The following is a 13,891-nucleotide window of genomic DNA, read 5'->3' as shown; positions in this document are numbered from 1 at the left end:
CGCCCCGGTTTGGTCGCTTTTACGAAAGGGCGTTGCGGCAGGCCGCGGCCATGGCGAAGGGCGACAGGCCGATCGCCGCCGTGCTGTAGGCGCACAGCAGCAGGAAGCCCCCGGTCCAGGGCAGACCGGCCATCAGGCTGCTGAGCGCGCCGGCCCCGAAGATCACCGGCGGGGCGAACAGCGGCAGGACGATCACCGCGATCAGCAGGCCGCCTCGACGCGAGCCCAGGGCCAGGCTGGCGCCCAGCCCGCCGACGAAGGCGAAGGCCAGGCCGCCGATCAGGGCGCAGGCGAACAGCAGCGGCGCGGCGGCCGGCGGGGCGCCCAGGGCGATGGCGGCGAGGGGTGCGGCGAGCGCCAACGGGGCGCCGGTGGCCAGCCATTGGGCCAGGCACTTGATGGCGGCCACCACTTCCAGCGGCAGGGAGCCCAGGCTCAGCAGGTCCAGGGCGCCGTCCTCGTAATCGCGCTCGAAAAGGCGCTCCAGCGACAGCAGGGCCGACAGGGCCAGGGCCAGCCACGCGACGCCGGGGGCGATGGCGGCCAGGCGCTCGGGCTCGCGGCCCGAGGCGAGCGGCAGCAGCGTCGCCACGGCGGCGTAGAAGGCCAGGGCCAGCAACGGCCCGCCGCCCCGGCCCCAGGCCAGGGACAGCTCGCGGCCAAACAGCGCGGACAGGGCCTTCATGCGCCCACCTGCAGGCTGCGGGAGGGGATGGGAAGCGGGTCGTGGACAGCCGCGACGATCATGCCGCCGCCGGCCAGATGACGGGCCATCGCCTCGCCCACGCCGCGCCGGTGATCGGCGTCGAGCGGGGCCATGGGTTCGTCCAGCAACCACAGCGAACGGGGCGCGGCCAGCAGGCGGGCCAGGGCCACGCGGCGACGCTGGCCGGCGGACAGACGGCGGACCTCCAGGTCCAGCAGGCGGTTCAGGTCCAAGGTGCGGACGGCCTCGTCGATATCGCCGCCGCCGGCCCATGCGGCCTGGAACAGCAGCTCCTCGTGGGCCGTGCGGCCTGGCTTCAATCCGTCGTGATGGCCGACCATGTGCAGGCCGCCGGCCCGGGCGTCGTGCGCGTCCAGCGCGCCGCCGGGGCCTTCGAAGCTGATCTCGCCCTCGGCCGGGCGCAGCAGTCCGGCGACGGCGCGTAGCAGGCTGGTCTTGCCCGCGCCGTTGCGGCCGACCAGGGCCACCGCCTCGCCCGCCGAGACGGTCAGATCGAGGCCGCTGAAAAGCGCTCTTTCACCTCGGATAAGTGCAAGGCCGCTGACTTTGAGAGCCGTTATCAATTGGCTAGGTCCATGTCGTGTGCATGGACGTTGGCTTGCGGCGGCGCTATGAAGCGCGCGGCCGTATCAATCCCTTGTAGGGGCGTACGCGGCGCGGGGCCGGAACCTGTGTGTCCGACTTCTGATGCGCGCGATCCCAGGGGACCATTTTGGACGGCTGTGGACAGAAAGGATCTCCACGAATGGCGTCTTTGGACACCCTGAACACCCGCCGGGAACTCTCGGTCGGCGGCAAGAAGTACGTTTACTACAGCCTGCGCTGCGCGGAAGCCGCCGGTCTCAAGGGCGTTTCGCGCCTGCCGGCGTCGATGAAGGTTCTGCTTGAGAACCTGCTGCGTAACGAGGACGGCGATTCGGTCAAGGAAGGCGACCTGCGCGCCGTCGCCAACTGGCTGGAAAACAAGGGCACGGTGGAGCACGAGATCAGCTTCCGCCCGGCCCGCGTGCTGATGCAGGACTTCACGGGCGTTCCCGCCGTCGTCGACCTGGCCGCCATGCGCGACGCCATGGCCGCCCTCGGCGCCGACCCGGAGAAGATCAACCCGCTGAACCCCGTCGACCTGGTCATCGACCACTCGGTCATGGTGGACCACTTCGGCACGACCAAGTCGTACAACGAGAACGTCGCCAAGGAATACGAGCGCAACATCGAGCGCTACCGCTTCCTGCGCTGGGGCTCGTCGGCCTTCAACAACTTCCGCGTCGTGCCCCCGGGCACCGGCATCTGCCACCAGGTGAACCTGGAATACCTGGCCCAGACCGTCTGGACCAACACGATCCAGGGCGATGAAGTCGCCTATCCGGACACCGTGGTCGGCACCGACTCGCACACCACCATGATCAACGGCCTGTCGGTCCTGGGTTGGGGCGTCGGCGGCATCGAAGCCGAAGCCGTCATGCTCGGCCAGCCGATCCCGATGCTGATCCCCGAGGTCATCGGCTTCAAGCTGACCGGCCAGATGCCGGAAGGCGCGACGGCCACCGACCTGGTGCTGACCGTCACCCAGATGCTGCGCAAGAAGGGCGTGGTGGGCAAGTTCGTCGAATTCTTCGGCGACGGCGTCCCCGGCCTGACCCTGGAAGACCAGGCGACCATCGCCAACATGGCTCCGGAATACGGCGCCACCTGCGGCTTCTTCCCGGTGACCCAAGCCACCATCGGCTACCTGAAGGCCACCAACCGCGCTCCCGACCGCGTCGCCCTCGTCGAGGCCTACGCCAAGGAACAGGGCCTGTGGTTCGAGCCGGGCATGGCCGATCCCGAGTTCACCGACACCCTGGAGCTCGACCTGGGTTCGGTCCAGCCGTCGCTGGCCGGTCCGAAGCGTCCGCAGGACCGCGTGCTGCTGAACGAAGCCGCCGCCAAGTTCAACGAAGCCCTGGCCGGCGACTTCGGCAAGGCCGACCTGATGGACCAGCGCACCGCCGTTCAGGGTGAAAGCTACGACGTCGGCCACGGCGACGTGGTCATCGCCGCCATCACCTCGTGCACCAACACCTCCAACCCCTCGGTCCTGATCGCCGCCGGCCTGCTGGCCAAGAACGCTATCGCCAAGGGCCTGAAGGTGAAGCCGTGGGTGAAGACCTCGCTGGCCCCCGGCTCGCAGGTTGTGACCGACTATCTGGCCAAGGCCGGCCTGACCAAGTCGCTCGACGCCCTGGGCTTCAACCTGGTCGGCTACGGCTGCACCACCTGCATCGGCAACTCCGGCCCGCTGCCGGAGCCGGTGTCCAAGGCCATCCAGGACGGCGACCTGGTCGCCTGCTCGGTGCTGTCGGGCAACCGTAACTTCGAAGGCCGCGTGAACCCGGACGTCCGCGCCAACTACCTGGCCTCGCCGCCGCTGGTGGTGGCCTACGCCCTGGCCGGCTCCATGAAGATCGACCTCGCCAACGAGCCCCTGGGCCTCGGCAAGGGCGGCAAACCGGTCTACCTGAAGGACATCTGGCCGTCGTCGGAAGACATCGCGGCCCTGCAGCGCAAGGCCGTGACCGAAGAGATGTTCGCCAACCGCTACGGCGACGTCTTCAAGGGCGACAAGAACTGGCAGGGCATCAAGGTGGCCGGCGGCCAGACCTACGCCTGGGACGCCAATTCGACCTACGTGGCCAACCCGCCCTACTTCGAGGGCATGAGCATGACCCCGACCCCGGTCTCCGACATTGTCGAAGCCCGCGTCCTGGGCGTGTTCGGCAACTCGATCACGACCGACCACATCAGCCCGGCCGGTTCGATCAAGAAGACCGGCCCGGCTGGCCAGTACCTGGTCGAGCACGGCGTTGATCCGCTGGACTTCAACTCCTACGGCGCCCGCCGCGGGAACCACGAAGTCATGATGCGCGGGACCTTCGCCAACATTCGCATCCGCAACCGGATCACCCCGGAAATCGAAGGCGGCGTGACCAAGCACTTCCCGACCGGTGAAGTGATGTCGATCTACGACGCGGCCATGAAGTACAAGGAAGAGGGCCGCCCGGCGGTCGTCTTCGCCGGCAAGGAATACGGCACCGGCTCGTCACGTGACTGGGCTGCCAAGGGCGCCAAGCTTCTCGGCGTTCGCGCCGTGATCGCCGAGAGCTTCGAGCGTATCCACCGCTCGAACCTGGTGGGCATGGGCGTTCTGCCGCTGCAGTTCCTGGCCGACGGCTGGCAGAAGCTGGGCCTGACGGGCGAGGAGATCGTCTCGATCCGCGGCCTGCAGGACCTGTCGCCGCGCAAGCAGCTGATCGTCGAGCTCTACCGCCCGACCGACGGCCGCATCGCGCGCTTCCCGGTCCGTTGCCGCATCGATACCCCGACCGAGCTTGAGTACTTCAAGAACGGCGGCGTGCTGAACTACGTGCTGCGCAACCTGGCGCGCGGCGCGGCCTAAGCCGCTCCAGTTCGCTGGAATCGGAAAGGGGGAGCCGCAAGGCTCCCCCTTTTTCGTTGTGTAACGCTCGCGCTCACGGCCTCGTGAGGGGCGTTTAACGATCAAGTCCGCTTTATTGCAGCGCGATGCGTAAGGCGATGTTCTCGATGATCGCGGCGGCCGCGGCCGCCCTGTCCTCTGTGGCCCTGGCCGCGCCGGCCAAGACCCCGGTGGTGGTTGAGCTGTTCACGGCCCAGGGCTGCGCGCCCTGCGTGAAGGCGAACGAGCTGGTGGCCGGCATGGCCGACCGCGCCGGCGTGCTGCCCCTGACCTTCTCGGTGGATTACTGGGATTACCTCGGCTGGGCCGACACCTACGCCAAGCCGGCCTTCGCCGAGCGGCAGCGGGCCTATGTCAGCCGCCTGCAGCTGCGCGACCCCTATACGCCCCAGGTGGTCATCGACGGCCGCGCCCAGGCGTCGGGGGCCAAGCCGCAGGACGTGGACAAGCTGATCCGCGAGGCGGCCGAGGCCGGCCGCAATCCGCCCGACATGCTGATGCGCGAGGACGGCAAGGTCGCCGTCGGCTCCGGCCCCGCCCCGCGCGGCGGCGGCGAGGTCTGGCTGGTGCGCTACGATCCCAAGCCCACCGAGGTCCAGGTGCGGCGCGGCGACAATCGCGGCGAGACGATCGTCTACCGCAACGCCGTGCGCGACGTGGTCCGCCTGGGCGCGTGGAACGGCCGGCCGCGGATCTATTCCGTGCCCGCCGGCGAAGACGCCGGTCTCGAAAGCGTGGTGCTGGTGCAGGCGGCCAAGGGCGGCCGGGTCATCGGCGTTCTTCGCCCCTAAGGCGACCCCTGAGCCCCAGATAGTAAAAAGCCCGCGCAGCCGGGAGGGGGAGGCATGCGCGGGCTCTTCTGGAGGGTCGTCGGCCGATCAGACCCCACGATCCAGGGGGGCTGGGGGGGCTGTTCAGGATCCGGAACCGCGAGTACGTCCGATCAGCCGACATGCTCAATAAACGGGTGCAACCCGGCGGCGGCGGGACCGAAATAAGGTCATTTCGCGGCGTAACGTGACTATGAGGCGCAATTTCCGCCGAATGTGTCCGCTTCGCCATGATTGGTGGGCGGAGGATGACGGATCGAAGATTTGCGCGTTAGGCTTCGTCCATGGCCTTCGAATCCATCCCCACCCAGCCAGCCGGGGGCGTCGTCTTTTTCGAGCGGCGCGAGCTGGACCAGCTGATGCGCCTGTACGGCAGGATGGTCGCGGCGGGCGAGTGGCGCGACTACGGCATCGCCGGCCTTTCCGACAGCGCGGTCTTCTCGGTGTTCCGCCACGCGGCGGAGGACCCGCTCTATCGCATCGAGAAGCGCCCCGCCCTGGCCCGCAAGCAGGGCGCCTGGGCGGTGCTGGCGCGGGGCGGCCACATCATGAAGCGCGGGCACGAACTGGCCCAGGTGCTCAAGGTCTTCGACAAGGGCAAGTTCTCCGTCGTGGACTAGACGAGCGCACAAAGAAAAAGGCCCCGGATCGCTCCGGGGCCTTCTCGTTTCAGACCTGCGCCGGGGTTAGCGGCGGTCGCCGAACAGGGCGAGCAGGAATTGGAACAGGTTGATGAAGTTCAGGTACAGGCTCAGCGCGCCGTAGTTGGTGGCGACGCCTTGGCCCACGTGGTCGTTCTCCAGCGCGTAGTAGGTCATCTTCAGGCGCTGGGTGTCGTAGGCGATCAGGCCGGCGAAGATGAACACGCCCAGGACGTTCACGATCATCGAGATCGCGGGCAGCTTGAGGAAGATGTTCACCAGCGAGGCGATCACGATGCCGATCAGGCCAATGATCAGGAAGCTGCCGAAGCCGGTCAGGTCCTTCTTGGTCGTGTAGCCGAACAGGCTCAGGCCGCCGAAGGCGGTGGCCGTGATCAGGAACGTCTGGAAGATCGCCGCCTCGGTATAGACCAGCACCACCGTGCCCAGCGATGCGCCGATCAGCGACACCAGGGTCCAGTAGAGGATGCCCGAGCTGCGCGGGGTCGGGTTGCGCATGGCGAAGCCGGAGATCAGCATCAGGCCGAGCGGCGCGAAGGCCACGATCATGCCCAGGACGGTCATGCCCGCGATGCGGGTGACGCCGTCAGCGCCGACTTGAGTGGCGTACATCAGGTCCCGGATCGGCGGGAAGGCGCCGGTCAGGTAAGCGAGAGCGGCGGACAGAACGAGGCCCAGGGCGACCTTGTTGTAGACGCCGAGCATGAAGCTGCGCAGTCCGGCGTCAACCGACATGTCGGCGCGATCCGCCGGGATCGAGCGCGCGTAGCCGCGGTTGAAGTCGTTCATCGAGTTAAAGCCCTTAATTCCGCGTCCCTAGCGGACGCTATGGGAATATCGGGTCTGTCGGCGCCCAAAGCAAGGCCGCGCCCTTGCGGGGCAGGGAAGGCGCAGCCAAGTTTGGGGCGTTCCGGAGGAAACGCATGCAATATGTCAAACTGGGCCGCACCGACGTGTCGGTGTCCCGTTGCTGCCTGGGCACCATGACCTGGGGCTCGCAGAACACCGAGGCCGAGGCGCACGAACAGATGGACTACGCGCTGGGGCGCGGCGTGACCTTCTGGGACACCGCCGAGATGTACGCCTCGCCGCCCAACCCGGAGACGCAGGGCAGCACCGAGCGCCATATCGGGACCTGGCTGAAGAAGACCGGCCAGCGCGACAAGATCGTCTTGGCGTCCAAGGTGGCCGGGCAGGGCGGCGTGTTCGGCGGCCTGTCGTGGCTGCGCGAGGACGGGGCCTTCACCCGCCAGACAAAGGTCCAGATCGACGAGGCGGTGGAGAAGTCGCTGAAGCGTCTGCAGACCGACTATATCGACCTGTACCAACTGCACTGGCCGGACCGTCCGATCCGCACCTTCGGCGGCATGGTCTACAAGGATTACACGCCGGAATTCGAGGCGTTCGAGGCGATCCTCGAATCCCTCGACGCCCATGTGAAGAAGGGCAACCTGCGCCACGTCGGGGTGTCCAACGAGACGCCGTGGGGCGTGATGCGGTTCCTGGGCGAATCCGACAAGCGGGGCCTGCCACGCCTGGCCTCGATCCAGAACGCCTATCACCTGGTGAACCGCACGTTCGAGACCGGCCTCGCCGAGATCGCCATGCGCGAGCAGGTGGGCCTGCTGGCCTATTCGCCGCTGGCCCAGGGGCAGTTGACCGGCAAGTACTTGGACGGCGCCCTGCCGGAAGGTTCGCGCAAGGCGCTGTACAACCGCATGCAGCGCTATGAGGGGCCGGGCTCGCAGGAGGCCATCCGCTCCTATGTCGACCTGGCCAAGCAGGTCGGCTGGGACCCGGCGCAGCTGGCGCTGAAGTTCTGCGACTCCAAGCCGTTCGTGACCGCCACCATCATCGGCGCGACCAGCATGGCGCAGCTGAAGACCGCCATCGACGCCTTCGATCTGGAATGGACCGAGGAACTCGACAAGGCGGTGGACGCGTTGCACGTCCAGCAACCCAGCCCCTGCCCCTAGGGTCCGTAATGCTGAGACTGTTCGCCGCCATCGAAATCCCCGAGGAGATCGGGGAGCCTCTTCTGGCCCGCCAGCAGGGGATCGATGGCGCGCGCTGGCGCCCGCTTGAGGCGCTGCACATCACCCTGAAGTTCATCGGCGACGTGGCCGAGAACGTGGCCGACGACCTGGACCTGGAGCTGGAGTCCATCAGCCAGCGCCCCTTCGGGCTGGAGCTGGAGCGGACGGGCTCGTTCGGCGAGGGCGCGGATGTCCATGCCGTGTGGGCCGGCGTTGCCGAATTGGCGCCGCTGCGCCAGCTGGCCAAGTCCTGCGAGGCGGCGGCGCGCCGGGCCGGGCTCGCCCCGGAGACGCGGGCCTACAAGCCGCACGTGACCCTGGCCTATCTGAAGCGGGCCAATCCGGCGGAGGTCGCGGCCTGGATCCAGGGCAACAACCTGCTGCACTCGCCGGTATTCGCGGTGGATCGTTTCGGTCTCTATTCCAGCTGGCGAACGGCGGAAGGGTCGCGTTACCGGTTGGAACGCGAATACCGCCTCGGCTAGGATTCCCCCGACGACTCTAGGGGGACCCAAATGACCGACGCCGCAAGGCCGCGCCGCAGCGCCCTCTACATGCCCGCCTCGAATCTCAAGGCGATCGAGAAGGCCAGGACCCTGCCGTGCGACGTGGTGATCCTGGATCTTGAGGACGCGGTCGCGCCGGAGGCCAAGGACGCCGCCCGCGCTCAGGCGGTCGAGGCGGTGAAGACCGGCGGCTTCGGCCGCCGCGAGGTGGTGATCCGCATCAACGGCCGCGACACTCCCCATGGCGCGGCGGACCTGGAAGCGGCGGTCGCTGCGGGGCCCGACGCCATCCTGGTTCCCAAGGTCAACGACGCCGACGACGTGCGATTCTACGACGCCGCGCTGACCGGCCAGGCGCGCCTGTGGGCGATGATCGAGACGGCCAAGGCCGCCTTCCACCTGTGGGACATCGCCTCGACCGCCAAGACCACGCGGTTGTCGGCTTGGGTCATGGGCGTCAACGACCTGGCCAAGGAGATGCGCGCCCGTCAGACGCCGCGGCGCGAGGCGTTCCAGCCGATCCTGTCCCTGGCCGTGGCCGCCGCCCGTGGGAACGGCCTGTCGATCCTCGACGGGGTGCATAACGACATCGAGGACCTGGAGGCGCTGGACGCCGTCTGCCGCCAGGGCGTCGACTTCGGCTTCGACGGCAAGACCCTGATCCATCCCAGCCACTTGAAGAGCTGCAACCGCGCCTTCTCGCCCACCGAGGGCGAGATCGCCTGGGCGCAGGCGGTGATCGCGGCCTTCGCCCTGCCGGAGAACGCCGGAAAGGGCGCGATCCGCGTGGACGGCAAGATGGCCGAGTTGCTGCACCTGACCCAGGCGCAGCGCCTGGTCGCCGTGGCCGAGGCCATCGCGACGGCGGAGGCGGCATGATCCGGGCCCTTCTTCCCCTGCTGATCTCCACAGCCCTTGCCCTGCCGGCGGCGGCGCAGGAGGCCCCGCCCCCTCAGCCGGACGAGGAGGCGGCCGAAGCCGCGCCGGCTCCGCAGCCGCAGATCGAGCGCCCCTATGAGGCGGCGCCGGCCGCAGAGGTCGGGCCGGTCTATGACGCCCGCGTTCAGGGTCGAATTGGCGCGGCCCAGAGCCAGCGCGGACGGCTGGACGGCGGCTGGATTCTGAGCGACCAGGCCGGTGCGCGGCTCTACGCCCTGCAGTTCTCGCAGACCACGGACAGCGGGCTGGAGGGGGCGTGGCGCGACCTGCGCCGCGGCGGGGTCTCCACCCTGGGCGTCATGGACGAGCTGACCGAGGCCGGCGGCGAGGTGGTGGCCATCCTGCCGGGCAAGGACCCGACGACGCCGACGCGACTGGTCCTGCGCCCCGACGCGGACGGCTGGGCCGGCGAAATGCGCGAGGATGGATCGGTGCGGGCCGTGATGGCGCGCCGCGACCCGATCTCCGCCGCCTGGGACAGCTACACGCCCGGCAGCTCGACCCGGCCGTTCGTGGCCGGCGCGCCCGCCGCGAAGGCGGCGCCCGCCAAGGCGACCGTGAAGCGCAAGGCGCCCGTCAAGCGCAGGGCGACGGCTAAGCGCGGCAAAGGCAAGCGGCGTCGCTAGAGACCCTCCCCCTTGATGGGGGAGGGCAGGGTGGGGGTGACTGCTGAGGTTCGTCGTCCACCGCCGCATCACCCCCATCCCCGACCCTTCCCCCATCAAGGGGGAAGGGAGGTTAAATCCTGATCGCGTCCTTCACCGCCTGGATCGCAAGGATGCGGGCCTTGTCGTCATAGGCCTCGCCCGAGCCGTAGCCCCAGGCGGGGCCGGGCCAGGCCGGGTCGCTCTGACTGCGGCCGATGACATGCAGGTGCAGTTGCGGCGTGATGTTGCCCAGGCCGCCGACGTTCAGCTTCTCCACCGGGATATCCAGGGCCTGGCCGATGGCGCGCACGGCGGTCCCGCCGCAGACGATCTCTTCCATCAGCTGGTTGCGGTCGCGGGGCTTGAGATCCTCGATCTCCACCAGGCCGGGGATGCGGGGGACCAGGATCACCCAGGGCCAGCGAGCGTCGTCCTGCAGGCGCATTTCGCACAGGTCGAGGACGCCGATGCGGTGCGAGGCGGCGTGGAAGGCGGGGTCGATGACGAAGTTCAGCATGCTTGCCCTAACGCTTGGGAATCGCGACCCAGTAGTCGAAATCGAGAATAACGTCGGTCGGGTAAGCGCCGGCGTCATCCTTGTCCGGGAAGTCCTCGCAGATACGGTCCTTCGTCGCCACCAGACGCAACCGCAGGGCGCCGCAGACGCCCAGGTCGACCTTGTCCAGCACCTCGCTCCACGCGAACACGGTGGCGCCCGCGAAGTACGGGTTCACGTGCCTGCCGCCGTTGATTCCCACGATCAGGCCCGCGTTCTGCAAGCCGTTGAAGGACAACGCCTTGGCGGTGGAGATGATCACCCCGCCATAGACCAGCCGGCGGCCGGACGGGTCCTTCGCCCGCTCGAACTGGTTGAAGTGGACCTTGGCGGTGTTCTGGTAGAGGCGGGTGGCCGTGGCGTGCTCGGCCTCCTCGACCGCCATGCCGTCCACATGGTCGATCCGCTCGCCGATCTCGTAGTCCTCGAAGACGTGGGGCGAACCGGCGAGGGCGTGGTCATAGGCGGCGAAGTCGAGGCTGGGCGGGACGACCAGATCGGCGGCGTCCAGGGCTGGCTTCAGCTCGGGCGCGGCTTGCTCGACCCGGGCTGACAGGTCGCTCTTTCGCACCATCACCCAGCGGACATAGGACAGCACCGGCTCGCCGCGCTGGTTGGTTCCGGTGGTGCGGACGTGGACGACGCCGGTCTTGCCGTTGGAGTTCTCCTTCAGGCCGATGACCTGAGACACGGCCGCCAGGGTGTCGCCCGGATAGACCGGCGCCAGGAAGCGGCCCTCGGCGTAGCCCAGGTTGGCCACGGCGTTCAGGCTGATGTCGGGCACGCTCTTGCCGAACACCATGTGAAACACCAGCAGCGGGTCTAGGGGCGCGCCCGGCAGGCCGCAGCCGCGCGCGAATTCGTCGGAGGAGAACAGGGCGAAGCGCGGGCCGTGCAGGGCGGTGTAGAGCGCCACGTCGCCGGTGGTGACCGTGCGAGGCGTCGCGTGGACGAGAGTTCTGGCCGAGGCGGAAGTCCTCGAAGAAGTTTCCCGGGTCGGTCTTGGCCATGACTGCGCGCTGCCCCCTGACTTATCGCTTTTCACTCATCGGGCATTTCGCGGCGCAAAAAGTCCAGTGCGTCGCAACCGCATCGCTTGCGCCTGGGGCCACGCGGAGCTAGACCGCCCGGCGACTTATCCCCTGATTTTTTGACTGGAGACCTGCATGGCTCGCGCGAAGATCGCCCTTATCGGCGCCGGCATGATCGGCGGCACCTTGGCCCACATCGCGGCTCGCGAAGAGCTGGGCGACGTCATCCTGTTCGACATCGCCGAAGGCACCCCGCAGGGCAAGGCCCTCGACATCGCCGAAGCCTCGGCCGTGTTCGGCAAGGACGTGACCCTGAAGGGCGCCAACGACTACGCCGACATCGCGGGCGCCGACGTCTGCATCGTCACCGCCGGCGTGCCGCGCAAGCCGGGCATGAGCCGTGACGACCTGCTGGGCATCAACCTGAAGGTCATGAAGGCCGTCGGCGAAGGCATCAAGGCCCACGCCCCGAACGCCTTCGTCATCTGCATCACCAACCCGCTGGACGCGATGGTGTGGGCCCTGCGCGAATTCTCGGGCCTGCCGCACAACAAGGTCGTCGGCATGGCCGGCGTGCTTGATTCGGCCCGCTTCGCTTACTTCCTGGCCGAAGCCACTGGCGTGTCGGTCGAGGATATCCACGCCTGGACCCTGGGCGGTCACGGCGACGACATGGTCCCGATGGTCCGTCACTCCACCGTCGGCGGCCTGCCGCTGACCGAGCTGGTGGCCCAGGGCTGGATGACCCAGGAGAAGCTGGACGCCATCGTCGAGCGCACCCGCAAGGGCGGCGGCGAGATCGTGGCCCTGCTGAAGACCGGCAGCGCCTATTACGCCCCGGCCGAGAGCGCCATCGCCATGGCCACCTCGTACCTGAAGGACAAGAAGCGCGTCCTGCCGTGCGCCGCCTACCTGGAAGGCCAGTACGGCCTGAACAACCTGTACGTGGGCGTGCCGGTGGTCATCGGCGCCGACGGCGTCGAGAAGATCATCGAGTTCACGACCAACGACGCCGAGAAGGCGATGTTCGCCAAGTCGGTCGAGTTGGTTCAGGGCCTGATCGAGGCCTGCAAGGGCATCGAACCCTCGCTGGCCTAAGCTTCGCCGCATTCAGCGGAATCCAAGAGGGCCCTTCTCCCGCGCGGAGGAGGGCCTTTCTCGTTTCCGCTGCGGAAATCCCTCGCGTTTTCAGGGGCTTAATGAACCCCTAACCAGCCTTGACGCTGAGGGGTCCGATCTATAGGTTCCGCCCCGATCAAGCCCGGGCGCGGAATTGTTTTCGCGGCCGAACTCGGACCTGACCCTTCCCATGTCCAAGGCCGACGAACCGCACGATGAGGCTCTCAGGAGCCTCGACGCACGGCTCGCCGCAGTCGAGGCCAGGGACGCTCCCAAACCCGCGGGTTCCGTGGAAAAGGGGGCGAGCGACGGTTACCGCCTTCTGGCGGATCTGCTTGGCGGCGTATTGGGCGGTCTCGGCCTTGGCTGGGCGCTCGACCACTACGCCGGCACAAGGCCCTGGGGCCTGATCGGCGGCGTGCTGATCGGCACGGGGCTTTCGGTGTTCCTGGTGGTGCGTCGCGCATCCCAGCTGAGCGCCAAGGCGGCTCTCAAGGCCGCAACTGAAACCAACGACGGTCCCGATGTCGGGGCCAAACCAGGGGACGCGTAAGGCCGATGGCCGATCCGATGCACCAGTTCCAGATCGCGAAGGTCGTGGAGCTGCCGCCCGTGAACGTTCCCGGGCTGGGCCTTGTCGACCTTTCGATCACGAACTCCGTGGCCGCCATGCTGGCCGCCGCCGTTCTGGTCATCCTGTTCTTCGCGGCCGCCGGCCGCGGCGCGGTGGTCCCGGGCCGCCTGCAGACCGTGGGCGAGATGCTCTATGGCCTGGTCAACAGCCTGACCTCGTCTATCATCGGCCACGAGGGCAAGAAGTACCTGCCCTTCGTCTTCACCCTGTTCTCCTTCGTGCTGTTCATGAACATGCTGGGCATGTTCCTGGTCTTCACCGCCACCTCGCAGCTGGCCGTGACCCTGACCCTCGGCATGATGGTCATTCTCACCGTGGTCGGCGTAGGCTTCGCCAAGAACGGCTTCAAGTTCTTCAAGCTGTTCGCCCCGTCGGGCGTGCCGTGGCCGCTGTACTTCCTGCTGGTTCCGATCGAGATCCTGTCCTTCCTGATCCGTCCCGTGACCCTCGGCCTTCGTCTGTTCGGCAACATGCTGGGCGGTCACGTGGTGCTGAAGATCTTCGCCGGTTTCGTAGTGGCCATGGGTTCGCTCGGCATCCTCGGCTGGGCCGGCTCGGCGCTCGCACTGAGCTCGGTCGTCGCCCTGACGGCGCTGGAGTTCATGGTGGCCTTCCTGCAGGCCTTCGTGTTCGCCGTGCTGACCTGCGTTTACCTCAACGACGTCGTGAACCTGGACAGCCACTAAGGCTCACGGCCAACTACCTCTTACCTCCATCCATTCGACCTAA

Annotated in this window: 14 protein-coding genes and 1 pseudogene; 10 read left to right on the top strand and 5 right to left on the bottom strand. The window is 67.8% G+C overall.

Going from position 1 to position 13,891, the window contains the following annotated elements; genetic code table 11:
* Positions 1-19: 19 nt before the first annotated feature.
* Entirely contained in the window at positions 20-685 is a 666-nt protein-coding gene (gene ccmB, locus ABOZ73_RS05545; protein WP_369061384.1) for a heme exporter protein CcmB, read from the bottom strand.
* Positions 682-1,290 carry a heme ABC exporter ATP-binding protein CcmA gene (gene ccmA / locus ABOZ73_RS05540; protein WP_369061383.1) on the bottom strand — a complete coding sequence of 203 codons (609 nt, stop codon included), beginning with the start codon at positions 1,288-1,290 and terminating at the stop codon, positions 682-684. The genes ccmB and ccmA overlap by 4 nt, the downstream gene beginning before the upstream one ends.
* Before the next feature lie 182 nt (positions 1,291-1,472).
* Between ccmA and acnA the strand changes: the two genes are divergently transcribed.
* The 3 genes from acnA (at position 1,473) to ABOZ73_RS05525 (ending at position 5,652) form a co-directional block, all read left to right on the top strand.
* Positions 1,473-4,163 carry an aconitate hydratase AcnA gene (acnA, locus tag ABOZ73_RS05535; protein WP_369061382.1) on the top strand — a complete coding sequence of 897 codons (2,691 nt, stop codon included), beginning with the start codon at positions 1,473-1,475 and terminating at the stop codon, positions 4,161-4,163.
* 125 nt (positions 4,164-4,288) lie between these two features.
* Positions 4,289-4,993, top strand: coding sequence for a DUF1223 domain-containing protein (locus ABOZ73_RS05530; RefSeq protein ID WP_369061381.1), 705 nt, complete (start codon positions 4,289-4,291; stop codon positions 4,991-4,993).
* A gap of 323 nt (positions 4,994-5,316) precedes the next feature.
* On the top strand, positions 5,317-5,652 hold the full coding sequence (locus tag ABOZ73_RS05525) for a DUF2794 domain-containing protein (RefSeq protein ID WP_369061379.1): 336 nt from the start codon (positions 5,317-5,319) through the stop codon (positions 5,650-5,652).
* A 66-nt stretch (positions 5,653-5,718) separates the two neighbouring features.
* Here the strand turns inward: ABOZ73_RS05525 and ABOZ73_RS05520 are convergent, their stop codons facing one another.
* Positions 5,719-6,483: a Bax inhibitor-1/YccA family protein gene (locus ABOZ73_RS05520; protein WP_369061378.1), complete on the bottom strand. Its 765-nt coding sequence runs from the start codon at positions 6,481-6,483 to the stop codon at positions 5,719-5,721.
* 134 nt (positions 6,484-6,617) lie between these two features.
* On the opposite strand from ABOZ73_RS05520, the gene ABOZ73_RS05515 reads away from it, so the two are divergent.
* The 4 genes from ABOZ73_RS05515 to ABOZ73_RS05500 are packed head-to-tail and all read left to right on the top strand — an operon-like array spanning position 6,618 to position 9,801.
* The gene (locus ABOZ73_RS05515) at positions 6,618-7,670 is read left to right on the top strand and encodes an aldo/keto reductase (protein WP_369061377.1); all 1,053 of its coding nucleotides are present in this window, start codon (positions 6,618-6,620) and stop codon (positions 7,668-7,670) included.
* 8 nt (positions 7,671-7,678) lie between these two features.
* On the top strand, positions 7,679-8,215 hold the full coding sequence (gene thpR, locus ABOZ73_RS05510; protein ID WP_369061375.1) for an RNA 2',3'-cyclic phosphodiesterase: 537 nt from the start codon (positions 7,679-7,681) through the stop codon (positions 8,213-8,215).
* Positions 8,216-8,245: 30 nt separating this feature from the next.
* Complete coding sequence (locus ABOZ73_RS05505; RefSeq protein ID WP_369061374.1) at positions 8,246-9,115, top strand: CoA ester lyase; 870 nt, start codon at positions 8,246-8,248, stop codon at positions 9,113-9,115.
* Positions 9,112-9,801 carry a hypothetical protein gene (locus ABOZ73_RS05500; RefSeq protein WP_369061373.1) on the top strand — a complete coding sequence of 230 codons (690 nt, stop codon included), beginning with the start codon at positions 9,112-9,114 and terminating at the stop codon, positions 9,799-9,801. Before ABOZ73_RS05505 ends, ABOZ73_RS05500 begins: the two co-directional genes overlap by 4 nt.
* Positions 9,802-9,913: 112 nt before the next feature.
* Here the strand turns inward: ABOZ73_RS05500 and ABOZ73_RS05495 are convergent, their stop codons facing one another.
* Together ABOZ73_RS05495 and ABOZ73_RS05490 are read right to left on the bottom strand one after the other, a co-directional pair.
* Complete coding sequence (locus tag ABOZ73_RS05495; RefSeq protein WP_369061371.1) at positions 9,914-10,339, bottom strand: HIT domain-containing protein; 426 nt, start codon at positions 10,337-10,339, stop codon at positions 9,914-9,916.
* Between the two features lie 7 nt (positions 10,340-10,346).
* Positions 10,347-11,388 (bottom strand): annotated as a pseudogene (locus ABOZ73_RS05490) (MaoC family dehydratase).
* 156 nt (positions 11,389-11,544) lie between these two features.
* Between ABOZ73_RS05490 and mdh the strand changes: the two are divergent.
* The 3 genes from mdh to ABOZ73_RS05475 all read left to right on the top strand — a co-directional run bounded on the left by mdh (position 11,545) and on the right by ABOZ73_RS05475 (position 13,848).
* Entirely contained in the window at positions 11,545-12,507 is a 963-nt protein-coding gene (gene mdh, locus ABOZ73_RS05485) for a malate dehydrogenase (protein ID WP_369061369.1), read from the top strand.
* A 211-nt stretch (positions 12,508-12,718) separates the two neighbouring features.
* Positions 12,719-13,081: an AtpZ/AtpI family protein gene (locus ABOZ73_RS05480; protein WP_369061367.1), complete on the top strand. Its 363-nt coding sequence runs from the start codon at positions 12,719-12,721 to the stop codon at positions 13,079-13,081.
* Positions 13,082-13,086: 5 nt separating this feature from the next.
* The gene (locus tag ABOZ73_RS05475; RefSeq protein WP_277784387.1) at positions 13,087-13,848 is read left to right on the top strand and encodes a F0F1 ATP synthase subunit A; all 762 of its coding nucleotides are present in this window, start codon (positions 13,087-13,089) and stop codon (positions 13,846-13,848) included.
* Positions 13,849-13,891 lie beyond the last annotated feature (43 nt).

This window comes from Caulobacter sp. 73W, from assembly GCF_041021955.1.
Classification (GTDB): Bacteria; Pseudomonadota; Alphaproteobacteria; order Caulobacterales; family Caulobacteraceae; genus Caulobacter.
This window is presented reverse-complemented; position numbering and strand designations above follow the sequence as displayed.